Source organism: Rhizobium sp. BK212, assembly GCF_014197475.1.
GTDB classification, from domain to species: Bacteria; Pseudomonadota; Alphaproteobacteria; order Rhizobiales; family Rhizobiaceae; genus Rhizobium; species Rhizobium anhuiense.
The window spans coordinates 606,548-624,702 of sequence record NZ_JACIFS010000003.1; the positions used below are offsets into that span (position 1 = coordinate 606,548).

The 18,155-nt window shown below is 61.7% G+C and carries 18 protein-coding genes, 1 tRNA gene and 1 pseudogene; 8 read left to right on the plus strand and 12 right to left on the minus strand.

Annotation, left to right across the window (positions count from 1 at the left end):
* Positions 1-16 precede the first annotated feature (16 nt).
* A complete protein-coding gene (locus FHT79_RS12885; protein WP_097594680.1) occupies positions 17-1,510 on the minus strand; it encodes an FAD-dependent monooxygenase in 1,494 nt (497 codons plus the stop codon).
* A gap of 212 nt (positions 1,511-1,722) precedes the next feature.
* The gene (locus FHT79_RS12890; protein WP_179874667.1) at positions 1,723-1,893 is read right to left on the minus strand and encodes a hypothetical protein; all 171 of its coding nucleotides are present in this window, start codon (positions 1,891-1,893) and stop codon (positions 1,723-1,725) included.
* A 166-nt stretch (positions 1,894-2,059) separates the two neighbouring features.
* On the opposite strand from FHT79_RS12890, the gene FHT79_RS12895 reads away from it, so the two are divergent.
* On the plus strand, positions 2,060-2,290 hold the full coding sequence (locus FHT79_RS12895) for a membrane protein (protein ID WP_028758089.1): 231 nt from the start codon (positions 2,060-2,062) through the stop codon (positions 2,288-2,290).
* Between the two features lie 71 nt (positions 2,291-2,361).
* On the opposite strand, the gene FHT79_RS12900 is transcribed toward FHT79_RS12895, so the two are convergent.
* Positions 2,362-2,565, minus strand: a complete 204-nt coding sequence (locus tag FHT79_RS12900; protein ID WP_028758090.1) for a CsbD family protein — start codon at positions 2,563-2,565, stop codon at positions 2,362-2,364.
* A 481-nt stretch (positions 2,566-3,046) separates the two neighbouring features.
* Positions 3,047-3,122: transfer RNA gene (locus FHT79_RS12905), tRNA-Lys, on the minus strand.
* Positions 3,123-3,352: 230 nt separating this feature from the next.
* Between FHT79_RS12905 and FHT79_RS12910 the strand changes: the two genes are divergently transcribed.
* The 5 genes and pseudogenes from FHT79_RS12910 (at position 3,353) to FHT79_RS12930 (ending at position 8,429) form a co-directional block, all read left to right on the plus strand.
* On the plus strand, positions 3,353-4,102 hold the full coding sequence (locus FHT79_RS12910) for a cytochrome c biogenesis CcdA family protein (RefSeq protein ID WP_047615042.1): 750 nt from the start codon (positions 3,353-3,355) through the stop codon (positions 4,100-4,102).
* A 266-nt stretch (positions 4,103-4,368) separates the two neighbouring features.
* Positions 4,369-5,139: a glucose 1-dehydrogenase gene (locus tag FHT79_RS12915; protein WP_097594681.1), complete on the plus strand. Its 771-nt coding sequence runs from the start codon at positions 4,369-4,371 to the stop codon at positions 5,137-5,139.
* Positions 5,140-5,250: 111 nt separating this feature from the next.
* Positions 5,251-6,044: pseudogene (locus tag FHT79_RS12920) on the plus strand (ion channel).
* 263 nt (positions 6,045-6,307) lie between these two features.
* Positions 6,308-7,243 (plus strand): MBL fold metallo-hydrolase, encoded by a 936-nt coding sequence (locus FHT79_RS12925; protein ID WP_047615040.1) that lies wholly within the window; start codon positions 6,308-6,310, stop codon positions 7,241-7,243.
* Positions 7,244-7,466: 223 nt separating this feature from the next.
* Entirely contained in the window at positions 7,467-8,429 is a 963-nt protein-coding gene (locus tag FHT79_RS12930) for an AEC family transporter (RefSeq protein ID WP_097594546.1), read from the plus strand.
* On the opposite strand, the gene FHT79_RS12935 is transcribed toward FHT79_RS12930, so the two are convergent.
* Genes FHT79_RS12935 through cysG form a run of 5 tightly spaced genes read right to left on the minus strand, consistent with a single transcriptional unit; the run spans position 8,397 to position 13,602 of the window.
* Positions 8,397-9,608, minus strand: coding sequence for a UbiH/UbiF family hydroxylase (locus FHT79_RS12935; protein ID WP_047615037.1), 1,212 nt, complete (start codon positions 9,606-9,608; stop codon positions 8,397-8,399). The two genes, FHT79_RS12930 and FHT79_RS12935, sit on opposite strands and share 33 nt — an antisense overlap.
* A gap of 38 nt (positions 9,609-9,646) precedes the next feature.
* Complete coding sequence (locus FHT79_RS12940) at positions 9,647-10,159, minus strand: DUF934 domain-containing protein (RefSeq protein ID WP_047615398.1); 513 nt, start codon at positions 10,157-10,159, stop codon at positions 9,647-9,649.
* A 10-nt stretch (positions 10,160-10,169) separates the two neighbouring features.
* On the minus strand, positions 10,170-11,840 hold the full coding sequence (locus tag FHT79_RS12945) for a nitrite/sulfite reductase (RefSeq protein ID WP_097594547.1): 1,671 nt from the start codon (positions 11,838-11,840) through the stop codon (positions 10,170-10,172).
* Positions 11,841-11,848: 8 nt separating this feature from the next.
* Positions 11,849-12,163, minus strand: coding sequence for a DUF2849 domain-containing protein (locus FHT79_RS12950; protein ID WP_011651871.1), 315 nt, complete (start codon positions 12,161-12,163; stop codon positions 11,849-11,851).
* 2 nt (positions 12,164-12,165) lie between these two features.
* On the minus strand, positions 12,166-13,602 hold the full coding sequence (gene cysG / locus FHT79_RS12955) for a siroheme synthase CysG (protein WP_097594682.1): 1,437 nt from the start codon (positions 13,600-13,602) through the stop codon (positions 12,166-12,168).
* Positions 13,603-13,870: 268 nt separating this feature from the next.
* Here cysG and FHT79_RS12960 point away from each other — a divergent pair, with 268 nt between their 5' ends.
* Positions 13,871-14,458 carry a nucleoside deaminase gene (locus FHT79_RS12960; protein ID WP_097594548.1) on the plus strand — a complete coding sequence of 196 codons (588 nt, stop codon included), beginning with the start codon at positions 13,871-13,873 and terminating at the stop codon, positions 14,456-14,458.
* 6 nt (positions 14,459-14,464) lie between these two features.
* Positions 14,465-15,304, plus strand: coding sequence for a nucleoside triphosphate pyrophosphohydrolase (gene mazG / locus FHT79_RS12965; protein ID WP_047615033.1), 840 nt, complete (start codon positions 14,465-14,467; stop codon positions 15,302-15,304).
* Between the two features lie 212 nt (positions 15,305-15,516).
* Here the strand turns inward: mazG and hflX are convergent, their stop codons facing one another.
* The 3 genes from hflX to FHT79_RS12980 form a co-directional block, all read right to left on the minus strand.
* The gene (gene hflX, locus FHT79_RS12970) at positions 15,517-16,842 is read right to left on the minus strand and encodes a GTPase HflX (RefSeq protein ID WP_097594549.1); all 1,326 of its coding nucleotides are present in this window, start codon (positions 16,840-16,842) and stop codon (positions 15,517-15,519) included.
* 77 nt (positions 16,843-16,919) lie between these two features.
* Complete coding sequence (hfq, locus tag FHT79_RS12975) at positions 16,920-17,162, minus strand: RNA chaperone Hfq (protein ID WP_003539403.1); 243 nt, start codon at positions 17,160-17,162, stop codon at positions 16,920-16,922.
* A 111-nt stretch (positions 17,163-17,273) separates the two neighbouring features.
* Positions 17,274-18,137 carry a D-amino-acid transaminase gene (locus FHT79_RS12980; RefSeq protein ID WP_047615029.1) on the minus strand — a complete coding sequence of 288 codons (864 nt, stop codon included), beginning with the start codon at positions 18,135-18,137 and terminating at the stop codon, positions 17,274-17,276.
* Between the last annotated feature and the right edge of the window lie 18 nt (positions 18,138-18,155).

The following is an 18,155-nucleotide window of genomic DNA, read 5'->3' on the forward strand; positions in this document are numbered from 1 at the left end:
CACGAATTCTCGGTCCTTAGCCGGCTGGTCCGAACCAGGTGTGCATCGCCTCTTGCAGACCATCCTGCGTCCCGTCACCCACCCACGCCACGTAGCCATCGGGCCGGATCAACACCGCGGCCGGCGCGGAAACAATGCCTAGTGCAGGCAGTTCCCATGGACCGTCATATCGGGCATCGACCAAGGTGACGCGGTCCGACCACGGCGTGATGTCGACGCTGCCGGGTGCGCCGAAATTCACGAGCGCTGGCCGTGCATTATGGAGGAGCGTAAAGAGACGCAAAGGACCATCCGGCGTGGTGAGCTCAAGGTCAGGCATGCGGCGGCCGAGCAGCGGATGGCCTTTGCCGAGATCGTAATGAATCGCCAGTCCGGACATCTCGGCCGCGATCCTTTTGCGAGGCTCCTCCATGCCGAGGAGCTCCGTTATCATCTCACGCAAGGCTTCCGTTCGATCGTCCGTCCGTTGCAACGCGACCTGCGCCATCGTCGCCCGCAACACCCGGGCGGCCACCAGATGCCGTTCGGCGTGGTAAGTATCGAGCAGGGCTTCAGGCGACATTCCTTTCACCACCTGGGCCAGCTTCCAACCGAGATTGACGGCATCCTGCACACCGGTATTGAGGCCCTGTCCGCCCACCGGAGAATGCACATGAGCGGCATCGCCGGCCAGGAACACCCTGCCCTTGCGGTATGCCGCCGCCTGGCGCGACATGTCGGTGAATCTGGAAATCCACTTGAGACTATGGATGCCATAATCTGTCCCGCATGCGGCAATCAGGGCTTCCTTGAGATCGCTGAGCGTCGGCTCGCCCGTGCCGCCGACCGTCTTTTCCGTTACCATGACATTGATCGGGCCTTCACTGGCAAAGACGACCTTGCCGTCGCGAATTTCATATTCCTCCCGGCCGAAGGCATGCATGCCAAGGGCCGTGCGATGGATGCCCAATGGCGGCTCCTCCTCCATCTCGGCTTCGGCGAGAATGTTGCTGGTCGTCGCATCCCATCCTGGAAATTCTATGCCGGCAATCTTGCGGATCAGACTGCGGCCACCATCGCAGCCGACGAGATAAGCTGCCCTGAGCGAGGCGCCGCCGGAGAGTTCGATGGTGACGCCGATATCGTCCTCAGCAAAACCCGTCACGTCACGGCCGCGATAGATCGGCACCGCCAGCTCCTCGACCCAGCCGGCCAGAATGCGCTCGATATGCTTCTGCCGCAGCGCCAGCCCGTAATTGTGCCGGGTCGGAAAATCGCTGATATCCAGACGCGTGACCGCAAATCCGGTAACCTGGGCGATCTGCCCTTCGGCGAGGAACCGGTCGACGATCCCACGCTGATCGAGAACCTCGAGCGTGCGCGCACTCAAACCGCCGGCCCGCATACCGGCAAGCTCCTGGTTGGGACGGCGTTCGACGATCGCCACGTCGACGCCTGCCAAGGCCAACTCGCCTGCCAGCATCAGGCCTGTCGGACCTGCTCCCGATATCACGACGACATGTTCTTTCATCCGCAAACTCCCCATCTTCTGACTGGTTGGAACGACTTGCGACAGGATTTCCGGCTTGCTTTCCAAAGCCATGTTGGTCGCCACTTGCGGATCTTTTGCCGAGGAGCGCGGGCCTTTCAACACGAACTGACCAGGTGCGCGCCGGATCTGGCAAGCACCTTTCCCGGTCATCATTCCCACGGCGGTCAATCCATTAACTGGTACAGCGCATCTCACTGCGGAGCCGTGGCTTTTTCCGGAATCGTCTCGGCTGCCGGTCGCTCGGACGGATCGGCGGGATGGCCATAGAGCGTGTAGACGGCGCCGGCTAGAATGCCCAAGACGAGAAGAGCGATGACGTACAGCATCATTCCGCGGATGGCCGTCTTCGGTGTCTTGTCCATCAGGATCTCCAAGATTGCTCAGCGGTCAAATTCACCGCGGGCACTTTTGGTTCCGGCGTAGCTTGCTCAATCTTTCCGTGGAGGTTGTTCAAGCGAGCAGCTACTCACGGAACGATCAGGTCCGGATCTGGTTTACCCCAAGACCCTGGTTTCTATGGAGGTCACCATGTGGGCAATCCTGATCGGAGCCGCTCTCATCATCGGCGGACTTCTTTTTCTCTTTACGTCGGCGCTTCGTCGAAATCCGAGTAATCCGCATCAAATGATGCCGCAAGGCGGCACGACGCTGGAACCGCGGCGCCAAGGCCTCAGATTCCTCGGGATATCCCAAAACTGGCCAGCCCTGGCGGTTATCGCAATCGGCGTACTTCTCTTGGCTTTCGGTGGATATTCGTGACATCCGAGCGCCCTTGATCGCCGTAGCTCCTTCGGCAAAAACCCGGCTTTCGCCGGGTTTTTGTTCAGGCACTACCAAGTCTGGCGACCGGTCCAATCATCGATGTCGCGTTTGATACGGTCCTTCTCGATGCCATACCGCTCCTGGATCTTGCCTTCCAGCTGGTCGCGCTTGCCGGCGATCTGATCGAGATCATCGTCGGTGAGTTTGCCCCACTGCTCCTTGATCTTGCCCTTCGCCTGCTTCCAGTTTCCTTCGATCCGATTCCAATCCATGGTCGATTTCTCCTCTTTGCTGATGAGAAGAAAACGGACCGCAGCGGAAGTTGGTTCCTGAGTTCTAACTGATTTCGTAAGCCGTCGCGTCACATGACAGAGGCTGGGGCGGGCCGGAGCCCGCCCTCCGTTCACATCAAACTGCGAACAAAGTCACCAGAATAAAGAGAATCGGCGAGGAAATCCGAAAGCGGAATCCCTTTCCTTAAAGGACAACAAAGTCCATCGTGACCCCGTTAAATGAGGCCGGAGCGCACCGGCAATGATCCGGAACGCCGATCGATCTGCAGTGAAAGTCGTTGCGCGTCTGCGGCGCTGTATCCGCGTTTAAGGCGGTCCTGGCCGCAACGGTGGCGCCGGATTGATCAGAGAGGCTTGTCCATTCCGGTTGGCTTTCAGAGAGTCAGCTCCGTGGCAGCACTGCGTCACACCAGTCAAAACAGCTGGCAGTTTCGCTAACATATTGATCATGAAATATTTATGGTGAGAGCGTCGGGGTTCGAACCCGAGACCTACTGATTAAAAGTCAGTTGCTCTACCGGCTGAGCTACGCTCTCCCTCTCCGCGGGTGTGACCACCCCGGCTGGAAGTGGGCGGAACATAGGCAGGTGACCCATTGCGGTCAACCGAAAAATTTGCCTTTTTCCGACGGTCGGCACATTTCTTGCCGGCGCAAGACGGATGTCTCGCGTGCAAAGACAGATTTCTTGCGCGCGCAAAAAGGTGATTGGCAATCCCGGGCCTGCAAAGCTAGGAACATCACGCAGATTGCAGCCGGAGAGAATGCGTGTCGATTGCCGATATTTCCCTGTGGAGCGCGCTGATTGCCGGGGCGCTTTCCTTTCTGTCGCCCTGCGTGCTTCCCCTCGTCCCGCCCTATCTCTGCTATATGGCCGGCATTTCAGTCGAGCAGTTCCGCGGCGGCGGTGCGGTTGTGGTCGCGCCCGGTGTCAGGCGCAGCGTTTTCTTCTCCGCACTCTTCTTCACGCTCGGCTTTGCCACCGTCTTCGTGGCGCTCGGCGCCGGCGCTTCCAGCATCGGCATGGCGCTTCGCCAGCATCTCGACCTCCTGTCGAAGATCGGCGGGCTGATCATCATCGTCATGGGGCTGAATTTTCTCGGCCTCTTCCGAATCGGACTGCTGACCCGCGAGGCGCGCTTCCAAGGCGGCGGCAAGCCGGCGACGCTGACGGGCGCCTATATCATGGGCCTTGCCTTCGCCTTCGGCTGGACGCCCTGCATCGGGCCGGTGCTCGGCGCCATCCTCGGCGTTGCCGCCTCGCGCGAGACGGTCGGCTCCGGCGCCGGGCTGCTCGCCATCTATTCGCTCGGCCTTGCCATCCCCTTCTGGATCGCCGCCGGCTTTTCCGGCGCCTTCATGCGCTTCCTGTCGCGCTTCCGCCGCCATCTCGGCACGGTGGAAAAGGTGATGGGTCTCTTCCTGGTGCTTACCGGCCTCGCCTTCCTGTTCGGATGGGTCAGCAATGTGGCGATCTGGTTCCAGCAGACCTTTCCGGTCCTGATGCAGATCGGCTAGGCCACCGGATACCGATTTTCCAGGTCGTGTGGGTGGCGGTATCGGAAGCCGCCGCGAGATCGGCTTCGTCGCTTCCTCCCGCGCCGTCGGTCGTCGTGTGCAGGATCAGACGGGCAATGCGGATTTTTGCGGGGGCCTATCGGGGAAAGTGTCCCACGTTGCGGGATCGCCCATTGGTCAAGGGGACGCTCTTCAGCATGTTGAGAATATCTGGCATCCGCACGCCGACGCTGTCATAAATTGATTTCATCGAGGGAGGCATGATGATGCAGAAGAACGCGCCGGACTTCAGCCTTGAGGGCAAGGTGACTTTGGTGACGGGAGCGAGCCGTGGCATCGGTCGAGCTTGCGCACTTGCCTGTGCCGCAGCAGGTTCCGATATTGTTTTAGGGGTCCGCGATGTCGCAGCGTCGGCGGGCCTGGTTGCCGAACTCGAAGGCACAGGACGAAGAGTTCTCCCTGTTGAACTGGACATTCCCAACAAGGCCCATATCGTGCAGGCCGTCGACGCGGCGCTTGCTACGTTCGGTCGGATCGACGTCCTCGTCAACAACGTCGGGGTGGCTCCGGGCAATCTCGCAGAACTCGTCGAGGAGAAGGACCTTGACGAGATACTCGATGTCAACATCAAGGGCACCTTTCTGATGACGCAGGCTGTGGGCCGCCACATGATCAAGCGCAATGGGGGCCGGATCATCAACATCAGCTCACAGGCCGGTACCGTCGCACTGCGCGGCGAGGCAATCTATTGCATGAGCAAGGCGGCAATCAATCACCTCACCCGCTGCCTTGCCGCCGAATGGGCAGCCTATAATGTCACCGTAAACACCGTATCGCCAACGTTCATCCACACCGATGGCACAGAACCTTTTCTGTCCGATGCCGACAATCGCAAGGCGACGCTCGATCACATTCCGCTCGGCCGGATCGGCGAAACCGATGATGTGGTGGGTGCCGTCGTCTTCCTGGCATCACCGGCTGCGAGCCTGATCACCGGCGCGAACCTGCTGGTGGACGGTGGATGGTCCGTCGCCTGAGGCGAGGCGGAACCTGCAGCGCAAATCTTGTCCGGACGAGAACAACGATTTCCCCCGACAAGGATCTCTTCGGCGACTTGCGGACGCCGATGAGGGATCTACATTCCCTGGATGAAAATCTTCGAATCCGGCGACGGCTCTCAGCAGAATTCGCTCCGCCAGGTGCTGCGAAAGCTCGATAGGGCCGACGGCAGACAGGCGGTCGCCTTTCGGCTGGTATTTGCTGCCATTGACGTTGCCATTCTCGCCTTCTTCCTGCTCGGCCCGTACCTGCGATCCGGTCCGTCCTATCTGATTATCGACTATGCGATAGCAGTGTGGATCGCCGCCGAGATGGTCGGCCGGGCGATCGCCGCATCCTCCGTGCGCGAGTGGATTCGGCGGCCGATGACCTGGATCGACTTCGTGGTGCTGGCCACGCTGTTGCTGCCGGACCTGCTCTTCAATTTCGCTTTCCTGCGGATCATGCGGTTCTGGGCGATCGGCACGAGTCCGCTGCTCAAGGACTTGCTGCGCAAGGCCGGCTATTTACACCTATCGACGTCGTCCGGGCGGTGATCAATTTCCTTGTGTTCCTCTTCATGGCAACCGGGTTCGTCTATACGTCCTTCTTCTACAACAGGGAGGGAGGCGAAGGATTCGTCGATGCGCTATATTTCACGGTCGCGACGGTGACGACGACGGGATTCGGAGACATCACGCTCCCGGGAACGCTGGGCAAGCTCACTTCCGTGGTGACGATGATCGTCGGCATCTCCCTATTCGTCAGGCTTGCTCAGGCAGTCGTCCGGCCTCACAAAGTGACCTTTGCCTGTCACCGATGCGGCCTCCAGCGCCATGACGCCGACGCCGTTCATTGCAAGGCGTGCGGAGACGTCTTGAACATACCGGACGAGGGATCGTGACCGTCGGCCCTGGCGTGAGGATGCGGCTAGACATTTGTGGCGAGCCCATTCACAGGCTTGCCGCGTTCGCTGAACTGATCGACTCCGCGCTCGTCCAGCATGCCGCCAGCAGTAAGAAGCGAGGCCCGCACCTATTCGGTGGTATGGCTTGCCCTGTCCCTCGGCCCCACCCGCCCTTATCCCTCGACCCAATCGATCGCAAACACGCCTCCATGTAGCGTCGTCGATGCCGTGTTTGAGGCGGCGGTCAGAAGGAGACGAACATGAACCTTGAGACAAAGATGAGCCTGGAAAACACCGCACACACCGGCAGACCTCGGCTCGACGAACTGGTTCCGTCGCGCTACGCGGTGCAGGTCGGCGAGATTGAGGTGTTGGTGATCAGCGATGGCGTGCTACCGCTCCCAACCGCGATGCTGGGACACAACATCGATCCCGCCGTCCGAGCGGCCTGGCTGAAAGACATGTTCCTGCCGCCGGACGCTTTGGATTGGGCGCTGAACGTGGTCGTGGTGCGCAGCGGCGACCAGACCATACTCCTCGACGCCGGGTTGGGGCTCGACCCGGACTTGCACCTGCCGCGGGCCGGGCAACTGATCAAGCGACTGGAGGCCGCCGGCATCGATCTTGCGTCGGTGACCGACGTGGTCCTGACCCACATGCACATGGACCACATCGGCGGACTGCTCGTCGACGGGGTGAAGGAGCAGCTGCGTCCGGACCTGCGGATCCACGTGGCGGCCGCCGAGGTCAAGTTCTGGGAGGCGCCCGATTTCTCCCGGGTCTCCATGCCGCCGGGGTTCCCGGACGCGCTTCGGGCGACCGCCAAGCGGTTCGCGAAAGAGTATCGCAGCCATCTCAGGCTGTTCGATGATGAGTACGAGGTGGCGCCGGGCGTGGTCGTCCATCGCACCGGCGGCCACACGCCCGGGCACAGCGTGATCCGCCTGGCGTCCGGCGGCGACCGGCTGATGTTTGCCGGCGACGCCGTGTTCGCGGTCGGGTTTGAACATCCGGACTGGTTCAACGGCTTCGAACACGACCCCGAGGAGGCGGCGCGCGTTCGGGTCCGCCTTCTGCGGGAGCTGGCGGAGACTGGCGAGCAACTGGTGGCCACTCACCTGCCGTTCCCCTCCGTCGGCCGGGTGGCGGTCGACGGCGACGCCTTTCGCTGGGTAGCGGCCTTCTGGGACTACTGACGGCCTGTTGGGTTGGGATCGTTGAGCGTGTACTCGTAGCGATAACGGGTCCACGCTCTATCGATTTAGTTTACGCAATTCCGGGGGCAAAAACGCTACACACTTTTGCTGGAATTGCTCTTGTCTCTGCGCAATTCCAGACGCAAAACCGCTACACACTTTTGCTCGAATTGCTTATGTCAGATCCTGACCCGCCGATCATCCCCGCGCACTGGAAGACCTCTTGGCCGATATCGTCAGCCTGCTATTGCCGTTCTTCGGCCTGATCCTGATCGGCTACATCGCAGCCAAGGCGACCAAACAGCCAGCCGAAGCGTTGGGATGGCTGAACACTTTCATCATCTACGCCGCCCTGCCCGCCCTGTTTTTCAAGCTGGTCTCGCGCACGCCGATCGAGGAGCTGACGCGCGTCGATTTCATCGTCACCGATATCGCGGCGACCTATGCGGTCTTCATCCTGCTGTTCGCCATCGGCCGCATTCTGCGCGGCAATTCGCTCGCCGATTGCACCATCCAGTCCTTTGCCGGCGCTTACGGCAATATCGGCTATATGGGGCCGGGCCTGGCGCTCCTGGCGCTCGGCGAAGGTGCCGCCGTGCCGGTGGCGCTGATCATCTGCTTCGAGAACGCGCTGCATTTCATCGTGGCGCCGGCGCTGATGGCGGCGGCCGGCGACGACAAGCGTTCGGCCAGCCAACTCGCCGCCGACATCGTGCGCAAGGTGGCGCTGCATCCTTTCATCCTGTCGACGGCGGCAGGCTTTGCCGTGGCCGCCCTTGATATCGACCAGCCGCTGGCCTTTCAGCGCCTCGTCGATTACCTCGCCCAGGCGGCCGCGCCCTGCGCGCTCTTTGCCATGGGCGTGACTCTGGCGCTCCGGCCGCTGAAGCGGATCCCGGCAGAGATCTCCTATATCGTGCCGGCGAAGCTGATCCTGCATCCGATCGCGGTTTTCGTCGCACTGACGGCGGTTGGCGGTTTCGAGCCGGTTTGGATCCAGGCGGCCGTGCTGCTTGCCTGCCTGCCGACGGCGACCAATGTCTTCGTCATCGGCCAGCAGTACGGCGTCTGGCAGGAGCGCGCCTCGGCGACGATCCTGATCACGACAGTGCTATCGGTGGTGACTGTTTCGCTCTGGCTGATCGTGATCCGCTCAGGCCTTCTTCCGCTTCAGCTTTTCCCGTAGAGCATCCGGAATATCCCGGAAGCCGCGGCCGGGCTCGATGCCTTCGCGCATGACGATGTTGCGCAGCGGCGGAATGGCCGAGAGAATATGCAGGCCGGCAGCGCGCAGCATCTGGACGGGCAGGAAATCCGAAAGCAGCGAGCGGTTGAGGAGATCGACGCTGGCCGTGCGCGTCATGATGTCGGCGCGGCGCCTGCGGTCGAAGCTGTCGCCGGCATCGGCCGGCACCGGCAGTTCCGCCCTGTCGCAGAGGATATCGGCGAGCGCCATGATATCGCGCAGGCTGAGATTCAGCCCCTGCGCCCCGATCGGCGGGAAGACATGGGCGGCCTCGCCGATCAGCGCGATACGTCCCTTGCCGAAACGATGCGCCATCATGCCGGAGAGCGGCCAGACCTGGACGCCCTCCTCGACATCGATCTTGCCGAGCATGGATTGCATGCGCGCCTCGACAAGAGCCCCAAGTTCGGCAAGCGGCAAATCCGCGCGGCTTGCCGCTTCCGCGGGATCCTGCACCCAGACGAGGCTGGAGCGGCTTCCCGGCAGCGGCACCTGGGTGAAGGGGCCGTGTTTGGTGTGGAATTCGGTCGAGATGTTCTGGTGCGGCAGCGAATGGGCGAAATTCAGCACCATGGCCGATTGCGGATAGGACCAGTTGCGCACGCCGATGCCTGATGTTTCGCGCAGCTTCGAGCCGCGGCCGTCGGCGCCGACAGCAAAATCGGCCGAGAGCGTCTCCCCGCCGGCAAGTGTGATCGAGACCGTATCGCTTGATATTTCGATCGATTCGGCCATGTCGGAGAAGCGAGTGATATTGCCCTCGCCTGATATAGCCGCCTCGAGGATGTCGGTCAGGGCCTTGTTGGGGAAATTGTAGCCGAAGGCATTCAGGCCGACGTCGGCGGCGCGGAAGGTGGTCGTCGGCGCGCGCAGCAGCCGGTCGGTGCCGTCGACGATACGCATGCTGGTGAGAGGAGCGGTTGCAGGCCGAAGCTTTTCCCAGAGCGTCAACCGGTCGAGGAAGCGGATCGACTGGTCCATCAGCGCCGTGGTGCGCCGGTCTTCCTTCGGAGCGAGAGGAGCGACCAGCGCCACGTTGCGACCGCCGCGCGCCAGCGCGATTGCGGCGATCATGCCGGCAAGACCGCCACCGATCACCGCCACTTCGAATGTCTTCATGCTACTGTTCCGCCATCGTAAAAGGGCGGACCGTCCGCTTATGCGGCCGGCTTCGCCTGACGGCGCCAACTATAACCCTTGCCGGCGTCGGCGTCACGCACTGCCGGCTGATAATGATGGGGAATGGCGGGAAGACGGTTTTCGGAAAGCCGCTTCAGCGCCGTGGCGTTGGTGACGGCAAAGCTGTCGATGCCGACGCGCAGCATCAGCGGCACCTGATCGATCAGCACGTCGCCGACGGCGCGCAGCTCGTTGGTATAACCCAGGCGCTGGCGCAGCAGCGAGGCATGGCTGAAGGCGCGACCGTCGTTGAACGCCGGAAAGGCGACGGCGACGATTTCGAGGCGATCGAGATAGGGCTCAAGCCTGCGCACATCGTCGGCCGGCTTGATCAGCACGCCGAGGCCGACATCGTTGCTTTCATCGGCCTTGGCGATCAATTCGTCGAGACCGAGCAGCGGCTTCTGCTCCTCGGTCGCCTTCACCTCGTCGGTTTCGATCACCCAGGGATCGTTTTCGACAAAACCGGTTTCTCTCCAGATCTTCGTCATCATCCCCTCCTTATGCCGCTTCGGCGGCCGAGCCGTAGAGCGCGGTCTTGAAAGGCTGCGGTCCGACGCGGCGATAGGCGGCGAGGAAGTTCTCGGAATGATCGAGGCGCAGGCCGAGATAGGTGTCGACGATCGTCTCGATCGCGTCGGTCACCCGGTCCGGCTCGAAGCCGCGGCCGATGATCTCGCCGATCGAGGTATGTTCATCGCCGGAGCCGCCGAGCGTGATCTGGTAGAGTTCGGCGCCCTTCTTCTCGACACCGAGCAGGCCGATATGGCCGACATGGTGATGGCCGCAGGCATTGATGCAGCCGGAAATCTTGATCTTCAGCTCACCGATCTCCGCCTGACGCTCGGCATTGCCGAAGCGGCGGGAGATTTCCTGCGCGAGCGGAATGGAGCGCGCATTGGCGAGCGCGCAGTAGTCGAGCCCGGGACAGGCTATGATGTCGGTGATGAGACCGGCATTGGCTTCCGCCAAGTTGATGGCGACGAGGCCGCGATAGACGGCTTCGAGATCGGCCAGCGCCACATGCGGCAGGATCAGGTTCTGCTCATGGCTGACGCGGATTTCGTCGAAACCATATTCCTCGGCGAGATCGGCGATCGCATCCATCTGCGCATCGGAGGCGTCGCCCGGAATGCCGCCGATCGGCTTCAGCGAGATCGTCACCATGCCGTAATCGGGGTTCTTGTGCGGCTGCACGTTCTGCTGCACCCAGCGGGCGAAGCCGGCATCGGCCTTCTTCCAGCGAGCAAGGTTTTCCCAGCCTTCGGCGCGTTCGGGCAGAGCCGGCGGCGCGAAATAGGCAGCGATTGCCTGGACATCCTTTTCCGGCAGCTTGAGCTCGCTATCCTTCAGCGCGGCGAATTCGGCTTCCACCTGGCGCGTCAGTTCCTCGGTGCCGGTTTCGTGCACCAGGATCTTGATACGGGCCTTGTACTTGTTGTCGCGGCGGCCGTGCAGATTGTACACGCGCACGATAGCCGTGGTGTAGGAGAGCAGGTCTTCCTCGGGCAGGAAGTCGCGGATCAGCTTGGCGATCATCGGCGTACGGCCCTGGCCGCCGCCGACATAGACGGCAAAGCCGATCTCGCCCTTGTCGTTCTTCTTCACGTGCAGGCCGATATCATGGACCTGGATCGCGGCGCGGTCGCGCTCGGCGCCGGTGACGGCGATCTTGAACTTGCGCGGCAGGAAGGAGAATTCCGGGTGGACCGACGACCACTGGCGCAGGATCTCGGCGTAGGGGCGCGGATCGGCGATCTCATCGGCGGCGGCACCGGCGAAATGATCGGCCGTGACGTTTCTGATGCAATTGCCCGAGGTCTGCAGCGCATGCATCTCGACGCTGGCAAGATCGGCGAGCGCATCGGGAATGTCGGACAGCTTCGGCCAGTTGAACTGCAGGTTCTGGCGCGTGGTGAAGTGGCCATAACCGCGGTCATAGGTGCGGGCGATATGGGCGAGCATGCGCAGCTGGCGCGCGCTCAGCGTGCCATAGGGAATGGCGATGCGCAGCATATAGGCGTGGAGCTGCAGGTAGACGCCGTTCATCAGACGCAGCGGCTTGAACGCGTCCTCGGCGAGCTCGCCGGAAAGGCGGCGCTGGACCTGATCGCGAAACTGCTCGACGCGCTCGCTGACAAAGGCATGGTCAAATTCGTCGTAACGGTACATCGTCTTCCTCAAACTGCAATGAATTCGGGATCGGCCGGAGCGTAGCCCGGGGCATATTCCATGGTCGGCCCTTGAGCACGGATGCGCTCGCGAAGGCGAAGCGGCCATAAAATGCCGTTGGTTTCCTGGACGTCGACGACGGCGACGTCAACGACCTCGTTGTCGGCATAGGATTTCTTGCCGATCGCCTCCAGCGCCGCAACGGCTTCGGCGTGACGGGCAACGAGCGCCTCCTGCAGCGAGGTGGACCACTTCCCGTTCGCATCCAGCCAGACGGCAATGCCGTCCGTCAGCCGGTTGGCGGTCAGAACCTTGTCACCCATATTCAGCTCCTTGCAAGTTCCTCGAGCCGGGCGTTTGCGCGCACCAGGGGCTCGGACAGTTCGAAATTGGCGCCGGCGACCGCATCGCCGATAATGACCATGACAGGTCCTGTCAATTCGTCGCGGTGCTGCAGATCGGGCAGATCAGCGAGCGTGCCATGCAGCAGGCGGCGATCGGCGCGGCTGGCATTTTCGATGACGGCAACGGTGGTCTCAGCGGGAATGCCCGCCTGCATCAGCCGCTCAGCAACGGAGGCTGCAACCGTGCGGCCCATATAGACGGCAATCGTCGCGCCTGACACGGCAAGGCTTGCCCAATCGGGCAGCACGTCGCCGGTCAAATCATGGCCGGTCGTGAAGACCAGCGAGGAGGCGACGCCGCGCAGCGTCAGCGGCAGCTCGAAATCGGCAGCGGCGGCGAAAGCCGAGGTGATGCCGGGCACGACCTCATAGGTGATGCCGGCAGCGCGCAGCGCGGCCATCTCTTCCCCTGCCCGGCCATAGACCAGGGGATCGCCGGATTTCAGGCGGACGACGCGCTTGCCCTGGCTGCCGAGATCGACCAGCAAGTCGTTGATTTCTTCTTGCGATTTCGAGTGGCAGCCCTTGCGTTTGCCGACGGAAAGCCGCTCGGCATCGCGGCGCCCCATATCGACGATCGCCTGCGGCACGAGGGCGTCATAAACGATGACATCGGCTTCCATCATCACGCGCTGGGCACGCAGCGTCAGCAGATCCTCGGCACCCGGACCGGCGCCGACCAGCCAGACGTGGCCTGCGACCTTGTCCACCGCGCCCAACAGCCCATCGGCCGCGTGATGCGCCTGCGGCAGGTTGCCATTGGCGACAGCATCGGCAACGGGGCCGGAAAAGAAGCGGCGCCAGAAGACGCGGCGGGAGACGCCGCGGGGCACCCGCTGTTCAACGGCCTTGCGATAGCTGGTCGCCAGTGCTGCGAGGCGGCCGAGCGAGGGTGACAGAAGCTGATCGATCTGCGCACGAATCATCTGCGCCAGAACCGGCCCTGCCCCTTCGGTGCCAATCGCGACGGCAACGGGGGCGCGATTGACCAGCGCCGGCGTGAAGAAATCGCAGTAATCGGGCTGATCGACGGCATTGGCCGGAATTCTGGCGGCACGCGCAGCATCGACGATATCGCGGTCGTCAGTGTCAGTGCCGGTTGCGGCGAAGACGAGTGCCGAACCCTCGACCTGTTCGGCGGAGAACGCAGCGCGCACGGTTTCGATACGGTTGGCGATCAGGAAGGCGTGGTAATCGGCTTCCGGCCGCTCGGCATAGGCGACAATCCGCGCCCGTGTGTTGAGCAGCAGCCGCACCTTGGCGAAAGCTTCGTCGCCATTGCCGAAGACAGCCGTCTTCTGGCCTTCCACGCGAAAGAAGGCGGGAAATACCGAAAGCTGTTCAGTCTTGGGAGGCATCATCAATCCACTTCGAAGTTGCCGGAATATGCCCTTGATCGACAAGGGATTGAAGGAACAGAAATTCGAAAGCCCAAGCAAGCAGGTATTCTTTTGCTCGTGCCGTCAATGATTTGAGAAAAGTCACCCGTGCTGCCAAAAAGCCGCATATCTCAAGCCCGCTTGCTGCAGTGCAGTATAAAGCCTGTGACAAAAGACGTCCACCGGTGCTTGACGCATTTCACTCGCGCCGCCAAGGCGATAGACTGAGGAAAACTGGAGGGCCCTCATGCCTGATAAGACCATTGCCTCCCGCCTGCTTTCGGTCATGGAAGACGATATCCTGCCGCTGACGGAGCGTGGCGTTTCGCTTGGCAATAAGGTGTTCGGTGCGGCGATCTTAAGGAAATCCGATCTTTCGCTTGTCGTCGCCGAGACCAACAACGAGCTGGAGAACCCGCTCTGGCATGGCGAGGTGCACACGCTGAAGCGCTTCTACGAGCTTGGCGACAAGCCACCGACCAAGGATTTGATCTTCCTGTCGACACACGAACCCTGCACCATGTGCATGTCGGCGATCACCTGGGCGGGCTTCGACAATTTCTACTATTTCTTCAGCCATGAGGATTCCCGCGATGCCTTCGCGATTCCGCACGACCTGAAGATCCTGAAGGAGGTCTTCGGGCTTGAACCCGGCGGCTACCGCAGGCAAAACGCCTTCTGGAACAGCTTTGCCATCGCCGATCTCGTCGAGACCGAAGAGGCTCAGCTGAGAAACGCGCTGAAGGCGCAAACCGCCCGCATCAAGGCGCGCTATGACGCGCTGTCCAACTCCTACCAGTCGTCGAAGAGCGCCAACGACATTCCGCTCAACTGAGGCAACATGGAACCTTCCAAAGATATTTCGCGGCTGATCGAGATCATGGCGGCGCTGCGCCATCCCGAAACCGGCTGCCCCTGGGACATCGAGCAGAACTTCGAGACGATCAAGCCCTATACGATCGAGGAGGCCTATGAGGTCTCCGATGCGATCGAGCGCGGCGATATGGACGATCTCTGCGACGAGTTGGGCGATCTACTGCTTCAGGTGGTCTTCCATGCCCGGATGGCCGAGGAGGCCGGCGAATTTTCCTTCGGCGACGTCGTCAACGCTATCACCGCAAAGATGATCCGCCGCCACCCGCACGTCTTTGCCCGCTCTGCGGCGGATACGCCTGATGCAGTGAAGAAGCAGTGGGACGAGATCAAGCAGGCGGAGAAACGCGAACGCGCCGAGCGCCGGTCACGGCGCGGTATCACCGAGGACTTCAAGAGCGGCTTCCTCGGTTCGGTGCAGCGCAGCTTCCCGGCTTTGACGGAAGCGCTGAAGCTGCAGGAACGCGCCGCCAAGGTCGGTTTCGACTGGTCGGCGCCCGAACCGATCCTCGACAAGATCGAGGAGGAGATCGGCGAATTGCGGGCGGCACTTCGGGAAGGCGACCAGGCCAAGGTCAGCGACGAACTCGGCGACCTGATCTTCGCCGTCGTCAATATCGGCCGGCATGTGAAGGCGGATCCGGAACAGGCTGTGCGCGGAACCAATACGAAATTCCGTCGTCGCTTCAGTCATATAGAGCATGTTCTTGAAGCAGAAGGCGAAACGTTGGAGGACGCGACGCTGGAGCGGATGGAGGAGATCTGGCAGGCGGCGAAGGCAATCGAACGGGCTGTTTTGATTGGGTAGGTTGGATAGAGTTTGGCGAGAGGCCAGCCCCTTCTCCGTCATCCTCGGCATTGAGCCGAGGATCCATGGCGGGCTGCTGATGGACGCGGGTGGATGCTCGGCTCAAGGCCGAGCATGACGGAGGGTGCGGCTGGCCCTGTCGCCGACCAGCGGAGGCGGAACATGCCACATCTTCCTTCTCCGCAGGGGGCCGAAGGAAGTCTTGATTTCGCTCACCGCTTCCAATCTTCCTTATCAGGCTTCGGTCCGTTGCCGATGCGGCGCTCGAGTTCGGTCGCTTCGGTTTCGGAGAGGCGCAGGTCGAGGGTGATCGAGCCGTCCTCATTGTCCTCACGACCGTCGACGATGGCATGATCGTAGAGCCATGGCAGCAGCGCCAGCTTGTCGACCGGAAGGCGGATCGTTGCCTCGGTCATCACGCCCGACAGTCTGCGGCTGATTTCTTCCATCAGCGTATCGACGCCCTCGCCGCTGACGGCCGAAACCGCGACGACGTTGCTGGCGCCGGCGGCTTTCTGCACCATGGTATCGTGGACCTCGGGCTCCAGCCGGTCGATCTTGTTCCAGACCTCGATCAGCCGCTTGGCCGATTCGGCTTCGTCGATGCCGAGGTCGTTCAGGATGCGCATCACATCGGAGCTCTGCGCCTGATTGTCGGCATCGGACATGTCGCGGACATGCAGGATGAGATCGGCTTCCAGCACCTCTTCCAGCGTCGCCCGGAATGCGGCGACGAGGTGGGTCGGCAGGTCGGAGATGAAGCCGACGGTGTCGGACAGGATGACGGTGCGGCCGTGCGGCAGCTTCATGCGGCGCAGCGTCGGGTCGAGCGTGGCAAAGAGCATGTCTTCGGCCAGCACGCCGGCTCCGGTGATGCGGTTGAACAGCGTCGACTTGCCGGCATTGGTATAACCGACGAGCGCTACGATCGGGTGCGGCACCTTGCGGCGCTTGGCGCGATGGAGCTGGCGGGTGCGCACGACCTGCTCCAGCTCGCGTTCGAGCTTGATGATGCGATCCTGCAGCAGCCGCCTATCGGCTTCGATCTGGGTTTCGCCCGGGCCGCCCATGAAGCCGCCACCGCCGCGCTGGCGTTCAAGGTGGGTCCAGCTTCGGACCAGACGGCCTTTTTGATAGTTCAGATGGGCGAGGTCGACCTGCAGCGTGCCTTCCTTGGTGGAGGCGCGGCGGCCGAAGATTTCGAGGATGAGGCCCGTCCGGTCGATAACCTTGGCGTTCCATTCCTTTTCGAGATTGCGCTGCTGAACCGGCGTCAGCGGATGATCGACGATGACGAGACCGGAATCGCGCTCATCGAGCAACGCCTTGATCTCCTCGATCTTGCCGGTGCCGAGCAATGTGGCCGGTCTCGGGTCGTTGACCGGGACGATCGAGCCGTTGACGACATCGAGGTCGATCGCCTGGGCAAGGCCCGTCGCCTCTTCGAGCCGGCTTTCCGGCGTGCGGGTCGAGGCCGATTCGGACTGGCCGCCGCGACTGCGCGATTTCAAAACCGGCACGACGACAGTCGCGCGCATGTCGTCCCTGTGCTTGGCGGCTTCAGGGATGATCGAATCGTTCTTGGTATCGCGTGTCGAAATGACGGCTGATCCTGTTAGGACGCTGCTTCTTCGCTCTCGAACATCTGCATGGGCTGGCCCGGCATGATCGTCGAGATCGCATGCTTATACACGAGCTGCGAATGGCCGTCACGGCGAAGAAGAACACAGAAATTGTCAAAAGACGTAACAACGCCCGTGAGTTTCACGCCGTTGATCAAAAAGATTGTCAGGGAAATCTTTTGCTTGCGAACAGTATTGAGAAATAAGTCCTGCAGATTCTGAGAACGTTCCGCCATCGCGCCGCTTCTTTCTTTATTGCCGACCTGATCTGGTCGGTAGAATATCAATCAACCTCACCATGCAAGACCGGCAGCACCCTCATTCCACCCGTCCAGCAAATCTTGGTATCAAATCGCAATCTTTTCCGCAACGTCGAAAAAGGCTTCGCGGACTTTCTGCGAAACACTGCCCGGATGACCGTTGGCGATAGGCTGGCCATCGACGGAAACGACCGGAAAACAAATGCTTGTGGCTGCAGTCAGGAAGACCTCGCGGGCTGCGAGCATCTCGGAAACGGAGAAGTTCCGCTCCGTGATCTTCAACCCGAGCTTGGCTGCGACATCCATCAATGTGGTGCGGGTAATGCCGCGCAGAATTCCGTGTTCGGCCGGCCGCGTCACCAGCGTCCCGTCGCGGTCGACGATCCAGACATTGGTCGCCGCCCCTTCCTTCACCATGCCGTCGCCATCGACATAGATCGCCTCCTGGGCGCCGGCCTCCTTGGCTTGCTGACGGGCCATGGCATTCGGCAACAGGCCGACGGATTTGATGTCGACGCGGTCCCAGCGATTGTCGGCAAGGGTGATCGCCTTGATGCCGTTGGCGTTCTTGGCAGCAATGATTTTGGGATCTGTGCTCTTGGCAGTGATGACAAGCGACGGCGGCGTGCCCTCGGCCGGGAAGACATGATCGCGGCGGGCGACACCGCGCGTCACCTGCATGTAGAAAAGCCCGTTGCGGACATGGTTGCGGCGCAGCGTCTGACGAATGACCTGGGTCAGCGCCGCCCGGCCCATCGGCCAGGCGATGCGCAATTCGCCGAGCGACCGGTCGAGACGGTTCAGATGGCGCGTCAGGTCGACGATGTAGCCGTGTCGGACCTCGCAGACCTCGTAGACGCCGTCGGCGAACTGATAACCGCGGTCCTCGATATGGACGCTGGCATCGGAATGCTTGACGTAGCGGCCATTCACATAGGCAATTCTCGGCATGGGAAACCTGGTCTTCTC

Coding starts and splice junctions, on each gene's coding strand:
- FHT79_RS12885 (WP_097594680.1), bottom strand. CDS start 1,510: ATGAAAGAACATGTCGTCGTGATATCGGGAGCAGGTCCGACAGGCCTG.
- FHT79_RS12890 (WP_179874667.1), bottom strand. CDS start 1,893: ATGGACAAGACACCGAAGACGGCCATCCGCGGAATGATGCTGTACGTC.
- FHT79_RS12895 (WP_028758089.1), top strand. CDS start 2,060: ATGTGGGCAATCCTGATCGGAGCCGCTCTCATCATCGGCGGACTTCTT.
- FHT79_RS12900 (WP_028758090.1), bottom strand. CDS start 2,565: ATGGATTGGAATCGGATCGAAGGAAACTGGAAGCAGGCGAAGGGCAAG.
- FHT79_RS12915 (WP_097594681.1), top strand. CDS start 4,369: ATGCAGAAGAACGCGCCGGACTTCAGCCTTGAGGGCAAGGTGACTTTG.
- FHT79_RS12925 (WP_047615040.1), top strand. CDS start 6,308: ATGAACCTTGAGACAAAGATGAGCCTGGAAAACACCGCACACACCGGC.
- FHT79_RS12935 (WP_047615037.1), bottom strand. CDS start 9,608: ATGAAGACATTCGAAGTGGCGGTGATCGGTGGCGGTCTTGCCGGCATG.
- FHT79_RS12940 (WP_047615398.1), bottom strand. CDS start 10,159: ATGACGAAGATCTGGAGAGAAACCGGTTTTGTCGAAAACGATCCCTGG.
- FHT79_RS12945 (WP_097594547.1), bottom strand. CDS start 11,840: ATGTACCGTTACGACGAATTTGACCATGCCTTTGTCAGCGAGCGCGTC.
- FHT79_RS12950 (WP_011651871.1), bottom strand. CDS start 12,163: ATGGGTGACAAGGTTCTGACCGCCAACCGGCTGACGGACGGCATTGCC.
- cysG (WP_097594682.1), bottom strand. CDS start 13,602: ATGCCTCCCAAGACTGAACAGCTTTCGGTATTTCCCGCCTTCTTTCGC.
- FHT79_RS12960 (WP_097594548.1), top strand. CDS start 13,871: ATGCCTGATAAGACCATTGCCTCCCGCCTGCTTTCGGTCATGGAAGAC.
- mazG (WP_047615033.1), top strand. CDS start 14,465: ATGGAACCTTCCAAAGATATTTCGCGGCTGATCGAGATCATGGCGGCG.
- hflX (WP_097594549.1), bottom strand. CDS start 16,842: ATGCGCGCGACTGTCGTCGTGCCGGTTTTGAAATCGCGCAGTCGCGGC.
- hfq (WP_003539403.1), bottom strand. CDS start 17,162: ATGGCGGAACGTTCTCAGAATCTGCAGGACTTATTTCTCAATACTGTT.
- FHT79_RS12980 (WP_047615029.1), bottom strand. CDS start 18,137: ATGCCGAGAATTGCCTATGTGAATGGCCGCTACGTCAAGCATTCCGAT.